Source organism: Flavobacterium sp. CFBP9031 (genome assembly GCF_034044945.1).
GTDB lineage: Bacteria > Bacteroidota > Bacteroidia > Flavobacteriales > Flavobacteriaceae > Flavobacterium.
Map to the genome: position 1 here is coordinate 75,095 of NZ_JAXCWF010000005.1, position 22,934 is coordinate 98,028.

The window sequence follows — 22,934 nt, forward strand, 5'->3', positions numbered from 1 at the left end:
AATAATACATTATGATTACAGTTGAATTACTAGAAAAATATGGTGTTGCAAAAAAATCATTTGATAAAAATGACATTATTTTCGAAGAAGGAAATCTGCCCTTACACTATTATCAGATTATTTCGGGTGAAATAAAAATGAGTAATTATAATGATGACGGACGAGAATTTATTCAAGGTATATTTTATAACGGACAATCTTTTGGCGAACCACCTTTATTTTTAAACCAAAAATATCCAGCAAATGCTATTGCTGTAGAAAAAGCTGAGGTTTTCATTCTTCCAAAAGAAAACTTTATGAAGCTTTTAGAAGAAAACCCAAAAGTCAGCATTAAAGTAATTGAGAATCTTGCGCAGCGATTGTATTATAAATCGGTTATGGCCGCCGAAATTTCTACACACGAACCCGAACATCGTGTATTGAAGCTCATAGATCACGGTATTGCCTATTTCAATTTTCAGAAAGATAAAAATGGATATCTGATTAATTTTACCAGACAGCAAATTGGAGACTTAACAGGTTTACGTGTTGAAACAGTTATTAGGACCATAAAAGCATTGGAGAAAAAAGGCGAATTGAAGATTATTAACCGAAAAGTATACAGATAAAAAAAATCCCATTTTATGATTTTAATCATAAAACGCAGCACTATTGTAGGCGTAATTTTGTTGGTATAAAAAACTGAATACCATGACACTATATCAAACAACATTCGACATTTTCAATAGAAACTATATGGGCTCTGCTGCAATGGCAGTTATTGGACAAAGCTGTTTAGGAGGCGCTGCAGCTATGTATGTTTTAGCCAACGGAACTTCAATTCCGCAAATGATTCAGCTAGGAATTATTGTTTTAGCTTGTGTTTTTGCAAACACATCTATTTTGGCACAAATGAAACATAAAGTAGTTTTCAACCTTATAATGCTAAGTGCATTTTTAAGTTTGTTCTTTATACTTTTAAATAGTTTAATTCTATGAAAAAACAAATAGACAATAGAGCTGATGTTTCCTTTTTGGTTCATCAGTTTTATGCTAAAATAAGAGCCGATCGAGAAATCGGCTTTTATTTTAATGAAATGATTTCTGATTGGGACGCTCATCTCGAAAAACTGACTGATTTTTGGGAAACCAATCTATTTGGTGTTCGCAAATACAAAGGAAATCCTCATGCGGTCCATAATGAAGTTGACGCTCATTTTGACGAAAAAATCACAACAAACGAATTCGGAATCTGGTTGAATCATTGGTTTCAAACTATTGACGAACATTTTGAAGGCGAAAATGCCGAAACACTAAAAAGACGCGCTCGAAAAATGAGCACTTTTTTATACATGAGTATGTTTCAGCACCGTCAAAAAGAAAGTGAAGTTTAAATATATAAATCTTGGGTTTGGAATTTGGAATTTTTAAATTGAAATTTTACTTCTCAAAAGCATAAACCAAAGTAAACTTACCCTCAAAATTATCTGATTGGACTTCTTGATAATGCACATCAAAATCCTTGATCAGATTATCAAAATGAAGACTTGCCTGCGTTTGGGTTTCTCCTAAAGAAAAGTTGCTCACATTAATATGATCTTTAAAACTGATCCCTTTTTCATTTCTGATTTTAAAGATCGCCTCTTTGGCACCCCAGATTACGGTAAGTTTTTTTATGTATTCTTCTATAGATGAAGTATCTAAATAATTACTTTCAAAGTCTGTAAATTTATCTGCAATTCTCTGGATTTTTTCTCGCTGCAATTCCATGTCAATTCCAACCTTTTCTTTGCTTATAATTATCGCCGCAAAATGGTAAGAATGTGTAATTGAGATATGATTATCACAATCAAAATAAGGTTTTCCAAACTCATCATAATGCAAATCTTTATCCGTAAAACCCATTTCCTGAATCAGCATACGAACACTTAAAAAAGCACGCTGATGCATTTGCGATTTCATTCCGTCCAATCTCTTTTGTGTTTTTTCTTTCAACACCACTTTACTCAATAATTCTTCGAGAGATTCTGTGATTTCCCAAATTAAAATTTTAGTCGTTTCATTGAATTGTATGGTCTGAAATAAAGGCATTACTTTTTTAGTTGTAAATTATGAATGGTGAATGATAAATTATTCTCTTGATTACTAAACCATATAAGTCATTTAAGAAGATATAACTGCTGGTTCAAAAAATGTATTAGTAAATATAAACAATTTGCAACAAAGGTAATAGTTTCAGAATCTTTTTTAAAATGAACTTATATTACTTATATGGTTTAAAACGATTCAGAAACTAACATTCTAGAGATTAAGAAATTAAAGATTTCACAAATCTGTCAGAAATTAGTAAAAATAAAAAGCTATTCCTTAAATTCGCAAAAAATTTACAATTCTACAAATATAATATAAATGAGTACAACGACTACGCCTTACGTGGCTTTCAAAGTAAAAGACATTTCTCTAGCGGCTTGGGGAAGAAAAGAAATTGAACTAGCTGAAGCTGAAATGCCAGGTTTAATGGCACTTCGCGCTGAATACAAAGACGAACAACCATTAAAAGGCGCTCGTATTGCTGGATGTTTACACATGACGATTCAAACTGCTGTTTTAATCGAAACTTTAATTGCTCTTGGTGCAGAAGTTACTTGGTCTTCTTGTAACATTTTCTCTACTCAAGATCAGGCTGCTGCTGCTATTGCTGCTGCTGGAATTTCAGTTTACGCTTGGAAAGGTCTTGACGAAGAATCATTTGACTGGTGTATTGAGCAAACTTTATTCTTTGGAGAAGACAGAAAACCATTAAACATGATTTTGGATGATGGTGGAGATTTAACTAATATGGTTATTGATCGTTACCCAGAATTGGTTCCTGGAATTAAAGGTCTTTCTGAAGAAACTACAACTGGTGTTCACAGACTTTACGAAAGAGTAAAAGCTGGAACTTTACCAATGCCTGCAATTAACATTAATGACTCTGTTACTAAATCTAAATTTGATAACAAATACGGATGTAAAGAATCTGCTGTAGATGCTGTGCGTCGTGCAACTGACTTAATGTTAGCTGGGAAAAGAGTAATTGTTTGCGGATACGGTGATGTTGGAAAAGGAACTGCTGCTTCTTTTAGAGGTGCTGGTTCTATTGTAACAGTTACTGAAATTGATCCAATCTGTGCTTTACAAGCTGCAATGGACGGTTATGAAGTTAAAAAATTAAACACTGTAATTGCTAATGCTGATATCATCATTACAACTACAGGAAATAAAGATATCGTTCTTGGAGAGCACTTCGAGCAAATGAAAGATAAAACTGTTGTTTGTAACATCGGTCACTTCGATAACGAAATCGACATGGCTTGGTTAAATAAAAACCACGGTGCATCTAAAATCGAAATCAAACCTCAGGTTGACAAATACAACATCAACGGAAAAGATATCATCATCTTGGCTGAAGGTCGTTTAGTAAACCTTGGTTGTGCTACTGGTCACCCAAGTTTTGTAATGAGTAACTCATTTACAAACCAAACCTTGGCTCAAATCGAATTATGGAACAACAGCGCAGCTTACAAAAACGAAGTTTACATGTTACCAAAACACTTAGATGAAAAAGTTGCTGCTTTACACTTAGCTAAATTAGGTGTTGAACTTGAAGTTCTAAGAGAAGATCAAGCTGCTTACATCGGTGTTGAAGTTCAAGGTCCATTTAAACCAGAATACTACAGATATTAATTGATTTTAGTCCCGATAGCTATCGGGATTAAATATCTTTGATTAAATATTTCAAACCCGACAGGTTTTAAAAACCTGTCGGGTTTTCTGTTTTTATGCTTCAGTAAAAAAACATTTCTCTCAAAAAATTGTACTTTTATAAATATCTGCTTACTTTTAATAACCAGAATAAGAATCTATTTATCAAATACTTAAATAGTAAAAAATTGAAAAAAACATCTTATTTACTCGTCTTCTTATTTTTATTAACCCTTCCGCACTTTCTTTTCTCTCAGGAAAAAAAGCCCAAAGTTGTATTAGTATTAAGTGGTGGCGGTGCAAAAGGAATTGCACATATTCCTCTTTTGCAAAAATTAGATTCTCTTCACATCGTTCCAGACCTTATTGTTGGAAACAGTATGGGAAGTATTATAGGTGGTTTGTATGCAATGGGATATTCTGGTGACAGCATAGAAAAAATCACTAAAGATATTTATTGGGATAAACTCCTAGGCGGAGGACAGGCGCTACGATCTGTAAGTGCCGAAGAAAAAAGAGAATTCCAAAGGTATTTAGTCGGAATAGGCGTTAAAGACGGGAAACTTAACAGCATTGGTTCTTTGTTAAATGATCAAAATCTAAGAGAATACCTTTCTGAATTAACTTTCCCTGTATACAATGTTAAAGATTTTGACAGTCTTCCGATTCCCTTTAGAGCCATGGCTACGGACTTGGTAGAAGGAAAAGAAGTTATTTTAAGCAAAGGAAGTTTATCCTACGCTATGCGCGCTAGTATGTCGCTACCCGCTATTTTTAAGCCAATGCCTTACGGAAAAACGGTTTTAGTAGACGGCGGAGTATTGAATAATTTCCCAACAGATGTTGCCAAACAAATGGGGGCCGACATTATTATTGGAAGTGACGTCGGAGGCGGAATGGAACCCGTAGATAAGCTAAACAATCTTATGACGATCTTAATGCAGACCAGTATGTTTCCGAGTAACATTAAAAATCCTGCAAATCGTGATTTATGTAATATATTGGTTGATCATCTACCCAATCTCCGTTTCTCAACAGCCGATTTTGCCGATAGCAACGAAATCTACAAAGATGGAAAAATAGCAACAAATCAAAATCTCCCAGCTTTAATTGCTCTTTCAGAAAAATTAAAAGGATTTCAGCAGCGAACGCACAAATTGCCCGATATGCCAAATGAGTTTGTTCTAGACACCATTGTTTATAAAAAAATAAGCCCCGAAAATCTTCCTCTTGTTGTTGGAAGAGCCAATCTTAAAACCCATGTAAAATACACTACAAAAGATTTAATAGCAGGCATTAACAGAGCAATGGGAACCAATCTTTTTGATGAGATTACATACAGTTATTTCATCCAAGACGGTGATAAATTAGGCATTACATTGTTTGGTTTTGAACGTGCCAAAAATCAGCTAAACACATCAGTGCATTATGATACATATAGAGGTGTTGGAATAATTTTTAACTACACCGGAAGAAATATCTTAGCTGATGCCTCACGACTTTTGATAACTGCCGATATTGCCGAACAGCCAAAAGCTAGAATCAATTATCAGAAAAATTTTGGAGGCCATAGAGAATGGTGGTGGGCAACTGAAGCTTATGGAGCTTTTCTCCGTCAAGAAATTTATATAAATGGTAAAGCATCAGACAATATACTCTACAATACTTTTGAAATCAACAGTGAAGTAAACAGAAACATAAATTCCCTGAAAAGCTATTTAGGCTTTGGACTAAATTACAGCTATACGAATCTAAAACCAAAATATGACCGAGAATACAACCCAAATTCTGTGAGTATTAACGACTACAACTTTAACAACATCGAATTCAACCTGCATTATTCTTATAATGACATGGATCGAGTTTTCTTTGCCACAAACGGAACCATTATAAAATCAAACATAGCACGGTCATTTCTTACCGATCTTAATGCCGCATTTTCAGATCCGGACTTAACACGTGTTTCTGGCTCAACAAATGGCTACACCAAATTTGGTTTAACCTACGAAAAGAGATTGCCTATAAAAAAGAAAATTACAGGAATCGTAGGGTTTGATTCTTATTTTATTTTTCAAGACAAACTTAAACATGACGATATTCCATTTTCAGGATTTGGTTATGCTGCAAAATATTTCATAGGCGGTATTATACCTAGTTCTGGCAGCAATCGCTTCTCGTTTGCTGGGCTCCATGAAGACGAACTTAATGTTACGCAATATATGGGAGTCAAACTTGCATCTCAGATCAATCTAATCGGAAAAATTTATCTAACGCCCCACTTCAATATCGCATCTGTAGGTTTTGACACTTTTAACGATTATCTAAAACATGCCTTCAATCCAAAAGGAAATTGGGACGAAAATATCGAGACCAGTCTCGTAATATCGGGAGGCGCCGCAATTTCCTATCAATCCATTTTAGGCCCAATCCATTTCGATACTTCATGGATCAATAATATCGACAAAGTACGATTATTTTTTAGCGTTGGACTATCCCTTAATCCTTAAAAGAAAAACCTAACGCCTAAACTTGAAACCTGAAACCTGAAACTTTAAACAAAAAAACAATCTGGGCGTGCCACCATCCCGATAAGAGGGCAAAAATACTTTATGCTCATTCGCCCTCTTATCGGGATGCTGTCGGGCTATACGTGCTACTTTGGTAGCCTACTTCTATCCCTCACGCTCACGTAGATCAAGAACGACTTAATTTAACAAGACATTTACAAGGTTTTTAATTTATAGCTTTAAATTTGAACTTAAAGCTTTTTAAAATTCAAAAAATGATCGAAAAAATTTCCTGCGACATACACGGCTCAAAAGAAATGTCTTTTACCTGCATTCATATCGCAACTGCAATAGATTCAAAAAATCAAGTTGGATTTTTCTATTCAGAAGCCGAGGAAGATCTTCCACAAATTGCTTGGTGCGGTTCCTGCGAACAATATCTTTTGGATAATGGAGAAGAATGGACAGAAACTTTTCAATCTCTTGCCGATTTCAAAATGTTATGTTCTGATTGTTTTGAAGAAGCAAGAAACAACGAAACAGAAGTTCATATTCGATAACTGCCTTTTCATGAAAAAAATCCTTATCCTCATTCTATTCTTTCTCTTTAATTCTTTAACATTTGCTCAAAGCAATGACATCTGGACTGCATTTCCTAACAAAGACACTACATTAACCGGGTTTAAAGACAAAAATGGAATAATCAAAATAGAACCCAAGTTTAGTGGTTTTACCATTGCGCGCAAATTCGAAAATATAATTGCTGTTACTGAAGAAGAAAACGGTAAATGGAACAGCTATTATTTAACCAAACAAGGAAAGATTATCGGGCAAGATAGCCTGTATGTATTTGATAATGGTCCTGACTGCGAAAACGAAGGTTTTATAAGATTTACAGATCGTAAAACTGATAAAATGGGAGTATTTAATGCCGAAGGAAAAATTGCAATTCCAGCAGAATACAGCGCCTTAACCAAAGTAAAAAACGGAATTATTACGGTTTTGAAAGACGCCAAAAAGCAACAAGACGGAGAACACTTTTTCTTGACAGGAGGAAAAGAGTTTTTAATCGACATCAATAACAAAGTCCTGATTGAGAATTTCTCCTATGATGACGAGTTGAATTTTTATTCTTTAGAAAAGTCAAAAGAACCAAGCAAAGACCCAACAAGAGACAGTTTTCTTGGAGTTGATGGACAATATTATTCTTTCATAAATTTTGATAAAGAGTTTAAATATTGGTTAGAAAATACTCTACTTAAGGACTTATCCAAAACCAATTTAGAAAAACATACTTTCGATAAAATAACCTATTGGAAAGAACCAGACGGCTGGATAAATGCTTCGAAAACCAAATTCATTAATCAAAATTATATCTATTTAAAACTAAAACTTCAGGAGCTTAAAAATCCAAAAACAGATTATTTTATTTCTTCTGGCGGATTAAATCAGTTTATTTTTGAATCAAGCGAATACGACATTTACTTCAACAATTGTAATGAATCTAAAGATTGGATTTATCCAACAATGGATATTGTTATCAATCCAAAAAAGCAAACCGATCGCGGGCAAGATCATTTTGAATTTCTAAGAACAGAAAACGGATACAAGCTGATCAGTGTTTCTTCTAGAACAGATAATCTTAAATAATTTTCAGCTTTAAAGTTTACCTTTGTAAAAAAGTGAACTATGAAGAATTTTATATTTTTAGGCCTAGCCATAATCTTCGAAATTATTGCTACTTCAGCATTAAAAAAGTCTGAAGAATTCACCAAACTTATTCCGAGCATCATCACCATTATTGGATATTGTGGTGCATTTTATTTTTTAAGTTTTGCCATTAGAACCATTCCGGTTGGTTTTGCTTACGCCATTTGGTCTGGTGTTGGAATTGTTTTAATTACTGCAATTGGCGCTCTTTTCTTCAAAGAAATTCCAGATTTGCCAGCAATAATTGGTCTTGCATTGATTGTAATTGGCGTTATTGTAATTAATGTTTTTTCTAAAACTACTGCTCACTAATTTAAATCTTAGGAGAAAATGACTTTTAGAAATGCTACAATTTCAGATTTAAACGAAATGCAGCAATTGTATATCGAAACCATACAATCTGTATGCAAAAAGGATTATAATGAAGCGCAAAGAGAAGCTTGGATTTCTGGCGTAAAAAATACAGAACGCTGGATTGCCGTTATCGAAACACAATACGTTCTATTAGCGGTAATTGAAAACAAAATTGCAGGCTTCGCAACTTTAAAAGATGGAGATTACATTGATTTTTTCTACATTCACAAAGATTTTCAACGACAAGGAATTGCAGATAAACTTTTAACCAAATTAGAACTTGAAGCTCAAAAACAGCATTCAAAAATGATAACTTCGGATATTAGCATTACTGCCAAACCTTTTTTTGAAAAGAAAGGATTTGTTGCAAAAGCTGAGCAAAAAAACGTACGCTTGGGCGTTGAATTGATTAATTACAAAATGGAGAAAAATTTATAATTTTTGTACAAGGCTTTATGCCAATCTTTGTTGAGTTACTTGCGGAGATTTCTCCTTCGTCGAAATGACAAAAAGACGAACCCTTTGCACCGTTACAAGAAAAAACATAGCGAACTTTGCGTAAATCTTCGCGCTCTTTGCGGTTAGAAAAAAACTTCCGCAAGTTTCGGATTTTATACCTTCTAAAACCAATCGATATTTGTATTATAAAATGGAAAGAAGATGAACACACAGGAAACCATAAATTATAATCGTATCGCTGAAGCTATAGATTATATCAAAGCTAATTTTAAAGAACAGCCCAATCTGGATGAGGTGGCTGAGAAAGTGCATTTAAGTCCGTTTCACTTTCAGAGACTTTTTAGTGAATGGGCAGGAACAAGTCCGAAGAAGTTTTTACAATATACCAGCATCGAACACGCTAAAAAGTTACTTAAAGAAAATCAAGCCACAATATCTGAAACTGCTTTTGAAACTGGCCTTTCAGGAACCAGCCGACTTCATGATTTATTTGTAAATATCGAAGGAATGACACCTGCAGAATATAAAAATGGAGGAAAAAATCTTGAGATCAATTATAGTTTTGCCGAAAGTCCATTTGGGAATATTATCGTTGCGTCTACTCAAAAGGGCGTTTGTTTTATGGCTTTCGCCGAAGATGAAATGACTGGATTTATCGCGTTGAAAGATAAATTCCCGAATGCTCAATTTTCGAAAAAACTGGATTTATTGCAGCAAAATGCCTTATTTATTTTTCAAAACGATTGGAGCAAATTATCTGAAATCAAACTGCATTTAAAAGGAACCGATTTTCAATTGAAAGTTTGGGAAACTTTACTAAAAATTCCAATGGGACAGCTTTCTACATACGGAACTATTGCGCACCAAATTCAGAAACCAAATGCATCACGAGCAGTTGGAACAGCAATTGGAAGTAATCCTGTGGCGTTTTTAATTCCGTGTCACCGCGTAATTCAATCTTCGGGAACATTTGGTGGCTATATGTGGGGAAATACACGAAAAACAGCCATTATTGGCTGGGAAGGTGCTCAAATAAAACCATAAAAACAAAATTCCAAATTTCGAATCCCAAATTCCAAATTTCAATGATTGATCTTCATTGAAAATTTCATAAAATATAATTGCCATGCAAACTATACAATCAAAAATCGCTTCTCAAGACTGGGAAAGCATCACCAAATCTATGCACGAAAACGGCTTTGCCATTATTCCAAAAGTGCTTAATAACGAACAATGCGAAGATTTAAAATTCGATTATGATAATCCGAATTTATATAGAAAAACCGTTGTTATGGAACGCTATCGATTTGGTTTAGGCGAGTACAAATATTTCAATTATCCGTTGCCTGATTTAATTCAAGATATTCGTTCTTCAATTTATCCGAAACTAGCTTCGATTGCTAATTCTTGGATGAAAGCATTGAACATCGATACCGTTTTCCCTAACAAACACGAAGAATTATTGAAAAAATGTCACGACAATAATCAGCTGAAAGCGACTGTTTTAATTTTAAAATATGGAAAAAGCGGATTCAATACTTTACATCAGGATTTATATGGAGATGTATATTTTCCTATTCAAATTGTGCTTTTTCTAAACGAACCTGATGAAGATTTTACTGGCGGAGAATTTGTGCTTACGCAACAAACTCCACGAGCACAATCGAAAGCCATTGTCTTAAAACCTAAAAAGGGAGATATTCTTGTTTTTACAACTAATTTCAGGCCAGTAAAAGGCACAAAAGGATATTATCGCGTGAATATGAAACATGGGGTAAGCGAAGTCCTTTCTGGCGAAAGATACACGTTGGGAATTATTTTTCATGATGCCCTTTCGTGATTTTTGCTCGCAAAGTCGTGAAGTCGTCAAGAGATGTTTTTAAGACTTAGCTAACATAATTTTTTAAGATTAATAAGTTCTAAACTTTGCGATTCTGCGACTTTGCGAGAAATAAATCTTTAACAATATAATTATGATTGAACACAATAAAATTTCAGATCGAGAACTTCGAAATAAAATCAAAAAAGGCGAAATTTGTTTCGGCGGCAATCAAAAACTAAAAATCTACGGAACGCTCAAATGTTCTTCGGGAAAAAGAATGAAAAGAGAAAATCGTGTTTTCTTTTTATCTGAAAATGACGCCAAACAAAATGGTTTCAGGCCTTGCGGGCATTGTATGAAATCGGAATATCAAAAATGGAAAAATGGACTTATTTAATCCTCAAACAGACGAAACAACCAATCTGCTTCCGAAAGATGGAACGGTGAATTATTATGGAAAATGCTTCTCCAGACAGGAAGCCGATTTCTATCGCGATGTCTTATTAAATACAATTGAATGGAAAAATGACGAAGCGGTGATCTTCGGAAAATTAATTTTAACCAAACGAAAAGTGGCTTGGTACGGCGATCAGGAATTTGAATATACGTATTCGAATACGACCAAAAAAGCGTTGCCTTGGACTCCTGAACTTTTAAAGTTAAAGAAAATCATTGAAGAGAAAACGGGAGAAACTTTCAATTCTTGCTTACTGAATTTATATCATACTGGCGAAGAAGGAATGGCGTGGCACAGCGATGCTGAGAAAGATTTGAAAAAAAATGGCGCAATCGGATCGGTAAGTTTTGGTGCCGAACGCAAATTTGCCTTCAAACATAAAGAATCTAAAGAAACCGTTTCTCTAATTCTGGAACACGGAAGTTTATTGGTTATGAAAGACGAAACACAAACGCATTGGCTGCATCGATTACCTCCAACAAAAACAACTCAAAAACCTCGAGTAAATTTGACTTTTAGAACTATTGTGAGATAAAATATTACTTCTTTTTTGTAGCAACATTTTCGTACGAACGTATTAAAGCGTCCTCGAACATTTCGGGTCTTACTCTTAAAAGCTCAACAATAGTCCAGCCTTGCGCTCCCCATTTATTTGGAATTGGATAAAAAATCTTTTCGCTTGACGCACAAAAAACCGATTGATCTATTTCGTTTAGTTTTAAAACCGCATGATTATTCTTTTCGTCAAAAGTGGCAAAAATCTTTTTTTTGATTCGAAAGGAAGTTTTCTCAAAATGGGGTTCTTCAGTCGCATCTGGAAACGACATTGCTAATTTTCTAAATTCTTCAATTGAAATCATATCGGCTTTTTTAGTTAGACCTAACAGTTTTTAAAAACCTGTTCGGTCTTCGTTATGTAAAATTTACCACCCTTGATTCAGTCCGTTTTTAAGCACCTCATCATATTTTTCTTTATCAAAAGAATATAAGTTTGGAGCTTTGTGTGCTACGTTACTTTTCTTTTCGTCCAATTTATTAAGAATTCCTATATTGGTGATTTTGCGTAAAAAATTTCGTCGGTCTAATTTTTTATCCAAAATCGTTTCGTACAATTTTTGCAGTTCTGGAATGGTAAATTTCTCTGGCAATAAATTGTAACCCACTGGCATTAAATTTAATTCTGTACGCAAAGTGTCTAAAGCTTTATCCAAAATTTCCTTATGATCTAGAATAAGCTCAGGAACTTCTTTATGATCAATCCATTCCACTATTTCGTATCTGCCTGTTGGATTTGGAAGAATTTTAGAAAAATCCACCAAAGCATAATATCCAATTGTAACAAAACGGCGTGTTAGCCATTTTCCTTTTTCTTCTTCAATTTGAAGATATTCCAAGATTTTTTTATCAAAATGCTGATGGTTACGATTTACTTTTCCAAACGTTGCAAATTGCCTTAAAAATACTCCATCAACACCTGTTCTGCCATTCAGAACCGTGATTGCAGCCGTATCAATATCCTGATCTACAGGAATAAAACCGCCGGGCAAAGACCATTTATTGGCACGTTCCACTTTAATCAATAAAACTTTTAACTGATTGTCATGAAAACCAAAAATAACACAGTCTATAGAAAGTCCTGGTTGATAATTTTCGTTATTATCTATAATGTCTTTTAACATCAGATTCGTATAAATTCTTTCTTTTAATAACGCTGCAATTTACTTCATTTTTATAAAACTGAAATATATTAAAAAACAAAGCGCTGATTTTCATTAAAACAGAAGTGTTGAAACTACAATTTTAACGAAAATTTAAAATCAAATTTAAAAAAAATAAGTACATTGCGTCATAATAACACATTAATGATTTTAATTGTTAAAATTAGAATCAAATTCAAAGAAAAATAATACAAGCTGTTTCCATTTTTCTTCAAGTGAGCGTAGAAATTTAAACACAGAAGTTATGATTGCCAATCCTTTAAAAGACATCAATAAAAAAATTAGAACCAGAATCTGGTCTTCATTCGGATTTGTTTCGAAAACATATCTTCTGGAAGAATCTCTAAAATATAGCGAAGAACAGGAGAGAATTTTCAATGAAATGATCGTCGAAACTGATGCAAAAGATAAAAAAGCAAAGCGAGAAGCTTATGAAAAAGCTTTGTATGCATCTTATAAAGGAATTGGCGCAATGGATTTTATAAATACCGTTTTAAAATAAATACCTACACATTTTTATAATTTATAATGCTGGCCTCACTTCGGTGAGGTTTTTTATTATAAATTTTACACTAAAATGAAAGAAAATGGTCATTTATTAGTTATTTTAGCCGTTTTAAAAGTAAGAATATACCCCTATAGAACGAATACATGGAAAACATCATTGAATCAGAAAGTTACAAAATTCAAAAACCAGAAAACTGGGCTCCCACAATTAATGACGATCAACTTATTGAATATATAAAAGAATCCGATTTCTCAAAAAAACAAGTTGAAGAAGGTCGTGATTTCTGCTACTTCTTAGATAAAATCTACTACACAAGCGATACTGAAAACAGCGAATATGCTTGCGTGGCCTATACTCTTAACGAGCCTTCCAATCTTGAAAACGCTTCGGTAAAAGATGTTGTTGTGGAAGAAAATGAAACTTATTTAATACACAGAATTAGCGTGCTGAGAGATGGTATTCTGATTGATAAAATTCCTGATACTAAAATTAAAGTTTTAGATAGTGAAAATCAGAGTGAAGGCGGCATTTTAAGCAGTAACAAAAAAGTAAATATTACGATTAAAGATTTACGTCTTTATGATGTTTTAATTACTGAAGATTCGCGCACCAAGGTTTTTACTGATCGCGATTTTATGCGAAAAGAATTTCTTAAGTATGTTTACGTAACACCAAGCACTTATTGGGCTTATGGCAAATACAAGTTTTCTTTTATCAATGACAGAAAGGAAGCAATCACATACAAAAAGACATTCTTTAGAGATGAAGAGGGAAATGTTTTGGAACCAGAAATTAATTTCTTGAAAAAAGAAGAAAAGTTTGTAATCGAAAAAGAAGATTATATTAACTCTTTTGATTCAAACCGAGAAATTGCTCCTTTTATTGATTTTGCAACAGATCGCAACTGGGTTGACTTATCAAATTACATTTCTCCGCTTTACGAAGACATATACAGTAAAGCTTCTTTAACAGAATTTGCTCCAAAACTGGTAGAAAAATTGGATGCCATTGCAGATCAAGACGAAAAATTACAATTTGCAATTGATTACGTGCAGAACCATGTTTACTACATTTATAATGCGGATGAAATGAATGGCCATAAACCGCAAGAGCCATCAGTAACGTATGAAAATAAACAGGGAGATTGCAAGGCAAAATCGGTTTTACTTAAAGTGGTTTTAGATTATATCAATATTGATGCTTCTGTAGTTTTGGTTAATTTCAATTCAGATCTTTACATTAAATATTACCTTCCGTCATTATTGACTTTTAATCATGTTATTGTAAAAATCAATTACAAAGGCGGAACTTATTTTGTTGATGCTACTTCAAGAGACGAATTCGGGCTAATTGAAAATCGCGGCTATATCTATTTTATGCATTACTTGGAAGTAAAACCAAATCAGGAATTGCAGATTAAGGAGCCTTACAGATTTCCTTATTATGGAATAACTGAAAAAGCAGATTTTAGTGCTCAAAATAATATAGGAACGCTAAAATTGGTTTCGACTTACAAAGGAGGTCGTGCCAATTATATGCGTAAATATTTCAAAAACACAAACAAAAGAGAGATCATTGACAGCTGGAATAATTTCTTGTTCTATGCTTTAAATTATTCTAATGATCGAAACGGAACGGATATCAGAACCATTTTTAAAGATGCGACGATTGAACTTGTAAGCGATGATAAAAAGCTAAATGAATTTACGATTCAGTATAATGCTACAGTCGAAAATCCGTATTTTACAGATGCAGAAAAGAATCGCTTTTTAATGTATTTTGATCGCAATGTGGTTAAAAATGCTGCACGCGACTTTATGCACACGGATCTTTTGTTTTGGCATAATTTTGATAACGAGAAGTACGAAATCAATTTAACGACAGATCAAAAAATCGATACTCAGGAAAAATATACAATTCAGGAAAGTACGATCACAAATCCTTATTTTGATTTCACAAGCCGTAAAAAAGTAACCAAACATGGTGCTTCTATAATTGTTGATTATAAACCGTTAATCAACTTAGAAATTCCAAGTGAAGATTTTGAAGATTTTAGAAATGCACATCATGAAATTGCCGACAGTAATTATGGCGTTGGAATTGACATTATCGAACAAGGTTTAATGAATATGCTGAAATATAGTTTTAAAAAACGATTAAAATAATTTCGATATAAAAAAACGGGGCTCAAAAAGAAGCCCCGTTTTTTATTTAATTTACTAATTCAAAATCAGATCTTAATTTAATATCTGCTGATGAAGTTCCGATCATTACTTCAAAATCTCCTGGTTCAGCAACCCATTCTACTTTATCATTATAGAAAGAAAGTTTCTCTTTGTCAATTGTAAATTCGATTGTTTTAGATTCTCCTGCATTTAATTTCACTTTCTGGAAATCTCTTAATTCTAAAACTGGTCTTACAACAGATCCAAATTTATCTTTCAAATACAATTGAGCAACTTCTTCTCCAGCTACTTTTCCGCTATTTGTCAATTGGAAAGAAACTTTAATCGTTTCATTGCTTTTTATTTTAGTTGAAGATAATTTCAAACCTGAATAATCAAACGTTGTATAGCTCAAACCATATCCAAAAGGATATTTTGGAGAGTTTTTCAAATCGATATAAGCCGAAACATAGTTTGTTGCGTTTTCGTCTTTAGCAGGTCTTCCTGTACTAAAGTGATTGTAGTAAATTGGAATCTGCCCTACTTCTCTTGGAAAAGTCATTGGCAATTTTCCAGACGGATTGTAGTCTCCAAATAAAACATTTGCAATAGCATTTCCAGCTTCAGTTCCTAACCACCAAGTGTATAAAATTGCCGGAACATTATCTGCAGTCCAGTTGAAAACCAAAGGTCTTCCAGCATTTATTAAAACGACAACTGGTTTTCCTGTTGCCATAACTGCTTTTACTAAATCTTCTTGAACTCCTGGCAAATGCAAGTCGCTTCTACTTTTGGCTTCACCGCTCATGTCGCGTCTTTCACCAATACTCAAAATCACAACATCGGCTTGTTTAGCTGTCGCAACCGCTTCTGCAAAACCATCTTTGTTTGTTCCTTCAATTTCACAACCTTTTGCATACAATAATTTGGTGTTTTTGCCCACTTTATTTTGCAATCCATCCCATTGCGAAACGATCCATTTATTGTAATCAACTTCTGGAAGTTCTACAGACCAGAATCCCATATTTTCTTTATATTCTTTTACCATTGGACCAATAAATGCAATGGTTTTAACATTTTTTGAAATTGGCAAAGTTTGGTTTTCGTTCTTTAATAAAACGATACTTTTTTCAGCCATTTCTCTAGCTGCTTTTCTGTGCTCCGGATTGTTTAATGCTTTTTCAGCACGTTTTTCATCTGAGTATCTGTAAGGATCATCAAATAATCCTAATTCGAATTTCTTACGAAGAATACGTTTTACAGCATCATCAATTAAATCAATAGAAACTCTACCTTCTTTTACCAAAGCTGCTAAATTGTAGCGATATGCATTACTTTCCATATCCATGTCGCTTCCTGCTGTAATCGCTGAATAAGCTGCTTCTTTAAGATCTTTAGAATAACCGTGTGCGACCATTTCTCCAATTGATCCCCAGTCTGAAACTACGAAACCTTGAAAGTTCCATTTTCCTTTTAAGATATCTCTTTGTAAATGTGCATTCCCAGTTGCTGGAATTCCGTTAATATCATTAAATGAATTCATAAATGTTGCAGCTCCTGCATCTAAAGCCGCTTTAAATGGCGGTAAATAGGTTTCCCATAACATTCTTTCGCTCATGTCTACAGAGTTGTAATCTCTTCCTCCAACTCCGGCTCCATAAGCCGCGAAATGTTTTACACAGGCCATAACAGAGTTTAAGTCTCCAAGTTTGTTTCCTTGAAAACCTTTTACTCTTGCGTAAGCAATTTTAGAGCCCAAATAAGTATCTTCTCCCGCACCTTCCATTACACGTCCCCAGCGAGGATCACGACCAATATCTACCATTGGAGCAAATGTCCAATGAATTCCGCTTGCTGCTGCTTCTGTTGCCGCAACTCTTGCGCCTAATTCGATTGCTGCTAAATCCCAACTTGCCGCTTCTGCTAACGGAAGAGGAAAAGTCATTTTGTAACCGTGAATAACGTCTTGGCCAAACAACAACGGAATTTTAAGTCTTGACTGCATCGCCAATTCCTGATATCCTCTGGTATATTTTGTTCCGATAACATTTAGCATCGAACCAATTAAACCTTGTTTGATTTCGTTTTGCTTGTTCGGATTAATTGTAATTGGTCCCGTAGCCTGATTGTCTCCAGTGTACTGATTTAACTGGCCAATTTTTTCTTCAATTGTCATTTTTTTCAACAGATCATTGACTTTCTGATCTATTGACTGCTGTGCCGTCGCAAAAAGCGAGAGCATAAACAGTGTAATTGTAGTTGCTTTTTTCATAGTTTAAGTGGTTTACCAAACGTAAGTAGCAACTGCTCCTGCGTTTAGTGTGGTTGTAGTTTGTTTGTCGTTGTATTTTATATTAAAAGTTTCTGCTGAAGCTCCGTCATTTTCTACAATTAAAACTGTTTGTCCTAACGGAGTTATGAAAGAAACATTGTGTAAATTTCCTACAATATTACTGCCAATTCTTACCGAACCTTCTGGAACAAATTTAGAAGCATGTCCGATGATATAATATCCTACTTCTCTTTTGATATTTTGATTTTGGTCAATCATCAAAGCACCTTTACAAGTTGAACATCCTCCTGGCGTGAAAGGTTTGTAAAACTCATCATTTGCTAATCCCCAAGAAAGCGCATTTTTACTCCAGTTACGCATTGAACCAATTACTACATTTTTCACACTCCATTTCAAGTCGGTTTCGAAATTAGTTCCGCTTCCGGTATATTGTTCTGTAAAATACAAATCCTTATTTGGAAATTCGTTATGAACAGTTGATAAAGCACTAATATCTCCTTCATACAAGTGAAAAGCTGATCCTTCTACAAACGGATTTGCTTTTGGATCTCTTAAAATCGTCAAAGGATATTCTGGTTTATTACAGTTGTGATCGTAAACAATAATTTTGGTTTTGATTCCTGCTTTCGCGAAAGCGGGCCCCAAATTATTCCCAACAAAATCTGCTTGCTGTTCTGCCAACATTAGCAAACTTGGGTTATTTCCTGGGTGTAAAGGTTCATTTTGAGGCGTAATCGCATCAATTACAATTCCGTGCGATTTCATTGCTTGAATATATTTCACAAAATATTCTGCGTAAACCTGATAGTATTTTGGCTGTAAACTACCGCCTTTTGAGCTTCCGTTATCTTTCATCCAAACTGGAGGCGACCATGGAGAACCCATTATTTTTATTTTAGGATTTATAGCTAAAATCTCTTTTAGAACCGGAATCACATCGTCTAAATCTGGACCAAGATTGAAATGTTCCAATTTTAAATCGGTTTGACCTTCTGGCATATCATCATACGAAAAAACTTTTTCATTCAAATCTGATGCACCAATACTTATTCTTAAATAACTTAAACCAATGGCATCTTCTTTTCTAGAAAACAATTCCTGAAGCAAAGCTTCTCTTTTTGATTTGTCTAGCTTTTTAATGGCTTGCGCACTTCCTCCAGTTAATGAAAATCCGAAACCTTCAATAGTTTGGAATTTCTCTGAAGGATTTACTTCAATGGTTTGATTTGAATTTGTTTCTGAAGTGAAAATTAACTCAGGTTGTTTTTTAAGTTTTGAAGTTTCATCTGTTGTGGTAATCCAAGAAGAAACTTTTCCAGTATTTTTTACAGCATTTGTTGAAGATCCACAGTTGAACTGCATTGCAATTAATGGCAGCAAAACTAGGATCTGAAGTTTTTTGTTGATGTTTTTCATTTTTAATCTATTTCTATTAAGACAGGCAAATGATCTGACGGATATTTTAAATCTTTAGAATCACTTAACACTGCGTGTTTTTGAACTTTTAGACCACTATTTTTTGAAATAAAAATGTAGTCTAATAATAATGTTACGGGTTCATTGTGTTTGAAATCGTTGAAAGTTCCAGAAGGACCAAAAGGCTTTTCTATGGAAACATCTTTGGTATCATCCATCACTTTTCTAATTTCTCCAATTTGCGTTGTGTTTGGTTCAGAATTGAAATCACCCATTAAAAAAGCGGGATAATTTTTTGTGTTTAATTCTTTTATTTTAGAAAGAGCAAGCTGTACGCCTTTTACTCTTGCTTCTTCCCCCATGTGATCTAAATGCAAATTGAAAATCCAAAATATTTTTTTAGTCTTTAGATCTTTAAAAAGTCCGTATGTACAAACTCTATTGCAAGCAGCATCCCAACCTCTTGAAACCACATTTGGAGTTTCAGACAACCAGAAAGTATTAGATTGCTCTACTTTAAATCGGTCTTTTTTGTAGTAAATCGTACACGCTTCACCTAAACCTCCTTCTTCTCTTCCAACTCCGAATTTGTTATAATTTGGCAAAGCCGATGCAATATCTAACACTTGGTTTGGCATTGCTTCCTGAACTCCGAAAACGTCTGGACTGTAAAAACCAATTTGAGATGTAAAATAATCTTTTCGGTTTGGCCAAGCATTTTCTCCATCTGAGGCAACATCCAGACGGATATTATAAGTCATAATTTTTAAATTCTGACCATAAAATAAGTTCACGCTTAAAAGCAGCATTACTGCAAAAACAAGTTTGTTTATCTTTTTCATGTTAAAAAATTTTAATCTTGTAAAGCTAGTGTTTACGAGGCTTTAAAGAAAAAAATCTGTTTAAAAATTATGTTAATTATATACTCTTACATAATCAATTTCGTAGGTTGCTCTTTGAAAGTTTGGATCGACAGCTCCTCCAAAATTTCCTCCCATTGCAAAGTTTATAATCACAAAGAATTTATCATTAAATGGAGTTGTACTAGAGTTTTTGTAGCTATAAAATAAATTATCATCTACATAAAAATTGATGTTTTCTGCACTCCATTCGGCAGCATAGATGTGAAATTCGGTTGTCGAATTTGGAGCCGTTGTTGTTTTAGTATCTGGCGTATTTCCTGAGCGTCCTGGTGAATGCAAGGACGAATGGATTACATTTGGATTATTACCAACTGATTCTAAAATATCTATTTCTCCGCATAATGGCCATCCTGCCGTATCTATATTATCTCCAAGTAGCCAGAAAGCAGGCCAAGTACCGCCGCCAGCTGGTAATTTTGCGCGAATCTCTGCTCTTCCGTATTTAAAAGAAAACTTCCCTTTGGTTAGCATTCTTGTAGAAGTGTATTGGCTTCCTTGGTAATTTTCTTTGATTGCCGTAATTTTCAAAAGACCTCCTTCGATTTTTACATTTTCAGAACGATTGGTGTAATATTCCAATTCGTTATTTCCCCAGCCATTTCCTGTTCCTAAATCATAACCCCATTTTGAACTATCAGGCGCTCCATCGGTATTGAATTCATCTGACCAAATTAATTTTCTGGCTACGAAAATATTTACTGTTGCAGAAGTATTCGTATACTTTATTCCGTTAAATGCTGTAACATCAATCGTATAGGTTTTGGTTCCTGGCTGCGTAAATTCATATGTAAAACTGCTAGTTGTAAACTCTTTTGTTTCGTTGTTTACCACTACCTTATATGACTTTGCATTAGGAGCTTCAATTTTTAAATTAATTTTTCCGCTTCCGTCTCCATTTGGCATTTCGGCGGTTTTGCCCACTACATCAACTTGTACAGAAATTTTATCGGGAGCTACAACAACAGGAGTATCTGTCGTATCGTTATTACTGCTGCAAGACTGGAATACAAACAATAGGATTAAAGTAAGAACTCCAGCTCTATTTGCGAGATTAATCATTTTCATCTTTTTATTATTTAAATGGTTTAGTTAATAAATTGAATATCAAGATAAATATTATTTCTTCTACTTTTTGTTTTTGTTCATAACAAAGTCAAAATAGTTCAAATTAAAACCTCCTTTTTCAAATACAACTTTTACTTTATTTGAACCCGATTTTAATGCTACCGTAGATAAAACTACAGTCTTCCATTTGTTATCTCCAGCTGTTGCGGGAAGCGTGATTTCATTAGATTTTGTTCCATCAATTTCTAAGTGCAATTTTCCTTCAGCTTTCTCGCTAGAATAACGAATGGCAACATTGTAAGTTCCTTCTTTTGCATCAACCGTATATTGAATCCATTCTCCGTCTTCAATAAAAGAAACTTGATAACCGTTTGAATCTTTGTCTTGGCAAGGCAAAATATCAACTCCATCATTTCTCATACTGTTACCGCGATTCCATTGATCATCTTTTCCGGTAACGCTTCTATAATTTACAAAATCAGTATCTGAATAGGCTTTTCCGTTGGTTCCTAAATCGTAATGCGTTGCGGCAACTTTTCCTGGAACAGCATTCTTCTTGTATGGTTTTGTATCGTCTGTTTGCACTTGTCTAAACATGGCATCTACAACATCTGGCTTAACGGTTACGTTTTCCATTTTGTAGTTGTCGGCCATTTTCATCAGCGTCTTTTTTGCAAATTCTGGAGATGGTTTTAGACCACCGTCTTTCCAATATTTCAACAGAACATCATATTCACGAGTTTTAGTAACAGAAGCTACTCCAGCGATATTGTCTATTTTTTTCATTGGCCAAAATGCCCATCCGATATTATGGTTTTCTACTAAAGTAAGTACATCTTTAAACCAAACATTCGAATTTTCTCCACTTTCTCCCATCCAGATTGGCACATTGTATTTTTCCCTGTACTCTAGCATCTTTTCGATAGAAGCTTTGTCGTTATAGTTCCAATATTTATGAAAACTTAAAGCCAAATTATCATCCCATAACGGAAAAATTCCGTTGTAGTTATTTCCCCAACAATTTCCTTCAATAAAAATTAAATGATTGGTATCGACTTCGCGAATGGCTTTTGTAACTGCGACCATTAAATCTCTTAAAGGTCCGTTTGAATTTTCGTCACAACCATTCTTGTTTGATCCTGTAAAATTCCAGTTGGGTTCGTTGATAATATCATACGCTCCAATCCAAGGATTATCTCGGTAACGAGAAGCCAATTTCTTCCATAAAGCAATCATTTTTTTCTGATTGGCTTCGCTCTGCCAAAGCGCTGGTTTTGTAGTATCAAAATCTGAAATTGCAGCGTCGTTTCCTTGTCCTCCAGGAGCTGCGTGCAAATCTAAAATCAGATATATTTTATTCTCTGCACACCATTTCAACAAATTATCGGTCATGGTAAAACCTTCTTCTATCCAAGTGATTTCACCATTTTTTTCCTGCTCGATTGGCGGTGTGTACAGATTGTAATGCATTGGAAGACGAATCGAATTGAATCCCCATTTTGCCAAAGAATCAATATCTCGCTTTGTGATCCCGTTTGCTTTATAGGCTGCGTAGAATTCTTTTGTTCCCTCTACGCCTATTACATCTTCTATTTTTTGTTTTATCTGATATTGCGGACTAGCAAATGGCTGGGTCTTCAACATATAACCTTCCTGCACCATCCATCCGCCAAGACCTAAACCTCTTAAAAGAACATTTTTACCATTTCCGTCTACTATTTTTTGTCCGTCTCTATGCAAAAAACCTTGTCCAAAAGAGGCAATCGAAACAAAAAGCAGCGATGTTAAAAGTATTTTTTTCATATAAAATAGTT

The 22,934-nt window shown here is 34.2% G+C and carries 23 protein-coding genes; 15 read left to right on the forward strand and 8 right to left on the reverse strand.

The window, feature by feature from the left end:
* The first annotated feature begins 11 nt into the window (after positions 1-11).
* From SOM12_RS10110 to SOM12_RS10120, 3 genes are all read left to right on the forward strand, one after another.
* Positions 12-608 (forward strand): Crp/Fnr family transcriptional regulator, encoded by a 597-nt coding sequence (locus tag SOM12_RS10110; protein ID WP_095927982.1) that lies wholly within the window; start codon positions 12-14, stop codon positions 606-608.
* A gap of 82 nt (positions 609-690) precedes the next feature.
* Complete coding sequence (locus SOM12_RS10115; protein ID WP_095927983.1) at positions 691-978, forward strand: hypothetical protein; 288 nt, start codon at positions 691-693, stop codon at positions 976-978.
* Complete coding sequence (locus SOM12_RS10120; protein WP_095927984.1) at positions 975-1,373, forward strand: group III truncated hemoglobin; 399 nt, start codon at positions 975-977, stop codon at positions 1,371-1,373. The genes SOM12_RS10115 and SOM12_RS10120 overlap by 4 nt, the downstream gene beginning before the upstream one ends.
* A gap of 46 nt (positions 1,374-1,419) precedes the next feature.
* Here SOM12_RS10120 and SOM12_RS10125 read toward each other — a convergent pair whose 3' ends face one another.
* On the reverse strand, positions 1,420-2,070 hold the full coding sequence (locus SOM12_RS10125; protein WP_320493346.1) for a 4'-phosphopantetheinyl transferase family protein: 651 nt from the start codon (positions 2,068-2,070) through the stop codon (positions 1,420-1,422).
* 318 nt (positions 2,071-2,388) lie between these two features.
* Here SOM12_RS10125 and ahcY point away from each other — a divergent pair, with 318 nt between their 5' ends.
* The 10 genes from ahcY to SOM12_RS10175 all read left to right on the forward strand — a co-directional run bounded on the left by ahcY (position 2,389) and on the right by SOM12_RS10175 (position 11,567).
* Complete coding sequence (ahcY, locus tag SOM12_RS10130) at positions 2,389-3,705, forward strand: adenosylhomocysteinase (RefSeq protein WP_320493347.1); 1,317 nt, start codon at positions 2,389-2,391, stop codon at positions 3,703-3,705.
* Positions 3,706-3,911: 206 nt separating this feature from the next.
* On the forward strand, positions 3,912-6,230 hold the full coding sequence (locus SOM12_RS10135; protein WP_320493348.1) for a patatin-like phospholipase family protein: 2,319 nt from the start codon (positions 3,912-3,914) through the stop codon (positions 6,228-6,230).
* Positions 6,231-6,505: 275 nt separating this feature from the next.
* On the forward strand, positions 6,506-6,790 hold the full coding sequence (locus SOM12_RS10140) for a hypothetical protein (RefSeq protein WP_095927987.1): 285 nt from the start codon (positions 6,506-6,508) through the stop codon (positions 6,788-6,790).
* Between the two features lie 10 nt (positions 6,791-6,800).
* Positions 6,801-7,880 (forward strand): hypothetical protein, encoded by a 1,080-nt coding sequence (locus SOM12_RS10145; protein ID WP_320493349.1) that lies wholly within the window; start codon positions 6,801-6,803, stop codon positions 7,878-7,880.
* A gap of 39 nt (positions 7,881-7,919) precedes the next feature.
* Complete coding sequence (locus tag SOM12_RS10150) at positions 7,920-8,252, forward strand: DMT family transporter (RefSeq protein ID WP_320493350.1); 333 nt, start codon at positions 7,920-7,922, stop codon at positions 8,250-8,252.
* Between the two features lie 18 nt (positions 8,253-8,270).
* The gene (locus SOM12_RS10155; protein ID WP_320493351.1) at positions 8,271-8,732 is read left to right on the forward strand and encodes a GNAT family N-acetyltransferase; all 462 of its coding nucleotides are present in this window, start codon (positions 8,271-8,273) and stop codon (positions 8,730-8,732) included.
* 222 nt (positions 8,733-8,954) lie between these two features.
* Positions 8,955-9,797, forward strand: coding sequence for a methylated-DNA--[protein]-cysteine S-methyltransferase (locus SOM12_RS10160; RefSeq protein WP_320493352.1), 843 nt, complete (start codon positions 8,955-8,957; stop codon positions 9,795-9,797).
* 82 nt (positions 9,798-9,879) lie between these two features.
* Positions 9,880-10,593, forward strand: coding sequence for a 2OG-Fe(II) oxygenase (locus tag SOM12_RS10165; RefSeq protein WP_320493353.1), 714 nt, complete (start codon positions 9,880-9,882; stop codon positions 10,591-10,593).
* 133 nt (positions 10,594-10,726) lie between these two features.
* Positions 10,727-10,972 carry an Ada metal-binding domain-containing protein gene (locus tag SOM12_RS10170; RefSeq protein ID WP_095927993.1) on the forward strand — a complete coding sequence of 82 codons (246 nt, stop codon included), beginning with the start codon at positions 10,727-10,729 and terminating at the stop codon, positions 10,970-10,972.
* Positions 10,959-11,567, forward strand: coding sequence for an alpha-ketoglutarate-dependent dioxygenase AlkB family protein (locus SOM12_RS10175; protein ID WP_095927994.1), 609 nt, complete (start codon positions 10,959-10,961; stop codon positions 11,565-11,567). The genes SOM12_RS10170 and SOM12_RS10175 overlap by 14 nt, the downstream gene beginning before the upstream one ends.
* A 4-nt stretch (positions 11,568-11,571) precedes the next feature.
* Here SOM12_RS10175 and SOM12_RS10180 read toward each other — a convergent pair whose 3' ends face one another.
* Complete coding sequence (locus SOM12_RS10180; protein WP_095927995.1) at positions 11,572-11,892, reverse strand: MmcQ/YjbR family DNA-binding protein; 321 nt, start codon at positions 11,890-11,892, stop codon at positions 11,572-11,574.
* A 63-nt stretch (positions 11,893-11,955) separates the two neighbouring features.
* On the reverse strand, positions 11,956-12,711 hold the full coding sequence (locus SOM12_RS10185) for an NUDIX hydrolase (RefSeq protein ID WP_095927996.1): 756 nt from the start codon (positions 12,709-12,711) through the stop codon (positions 11,956-11,958).
* A 283-nt stretch (positions 12,712-12,994) separates the two neighbouring features.
* Here SOM12_RS10185 and SOM12_RS10190 point away from each other — a divergent pair, with 283 nt between their 5' ends.
* Positions 12,995-13,252, forward strand: coding sequence for a hypothetical protein (locus SOM12_RS10190; protein ID WP_320493354.1), 258 nt, complete (start codon positions 12,995-12,997; stop codon positions 13,250-13,252).
* Positions 13,253-13,401: 149 nt separating this feature from the next.
* Entirely contained in the window at positions 13,402-15,423 is a 2,022-nt protein-coding gene (locus SOM12_RS10195; protein ID WP_320493355.1) for a hypothetical protein, read from the forward strand.
* Positions 15,424-15,469: 46 nt separating this feature from the next.
* Here SOM12_RS10195 and SOM12_RS10200 read toward each other — a convergent pair whose 3' ends face one another.
* From SOM12_RS10200 to SOM12_RS10220, 5 genes are all read right to left on the reverse strand, one after another.
* The gene (locus tag SOM12_RS10200; RefSeq protein ID WP_320493356.1) at positions 15,470-17,695 is read right to left on the reverse strand and encodes a glycoside hydrolase family 3 N-terminal domain-containing protein; all 2,226 of its coding nucleotides are present in this window, start codon (positions 17,693-17,695) and stop codon (positions 15,470-15,472) included.
* Between the two features lie 12 nt (positions 17,696-17,707).
* The gene (locus tag SOM12_RS10205) at positions 17,708-19,132 is read right to left on the reverse strand and encodes a glycoside hydrolase family 30 protein (protein WP_320493357.1); all 1,425 of its coding nucleotides are present in this window, start codon (positions 19,130-19,132) and stop codon (positions 17,708-17,710) included.
* Between the two features lie 2 nt (positions 19,133-19,134).
* Positions 19,135-19,974 (reverse strand): endonuclease/exonuclease/phosphatase family protein, encoded by an 840-nt coding sequence (locus SOM12_RS10210; protein ID WP_320493358.1) that lies wholly within the window; start codon positions 19,972-19,974, stop codon positions 19,135-19,137.
* A gap of 72 nt (positions 19,975-20,046) precedes the next feature.
* A complete protein-coding gene (locus SOM12_RS10215) occupies positions 20,047-21,120 on the reverse strand; it encodes a glycoside hydrolase family 16 protein (protein ID WP_095928002.1) in 1,074 nt (357 codons plus the stop codon).
* Positions 21,121-21,180: 60 nt separating this feature from the next.
* Positions 21,181-22,923 (reverse strand): cellulase family glycosylhydrolase, encoded by a 1,743-nt coding sequence (locus SOM12_RS10220; RefSeq protein WP_095928201.1) that lies wholly within the window; start codon positions 22,921-22,923, stop codon positions 21,181-21,183.
* Between the last annotated feature and the right edge of the window lie 11 nt (positions 22,924-22,934).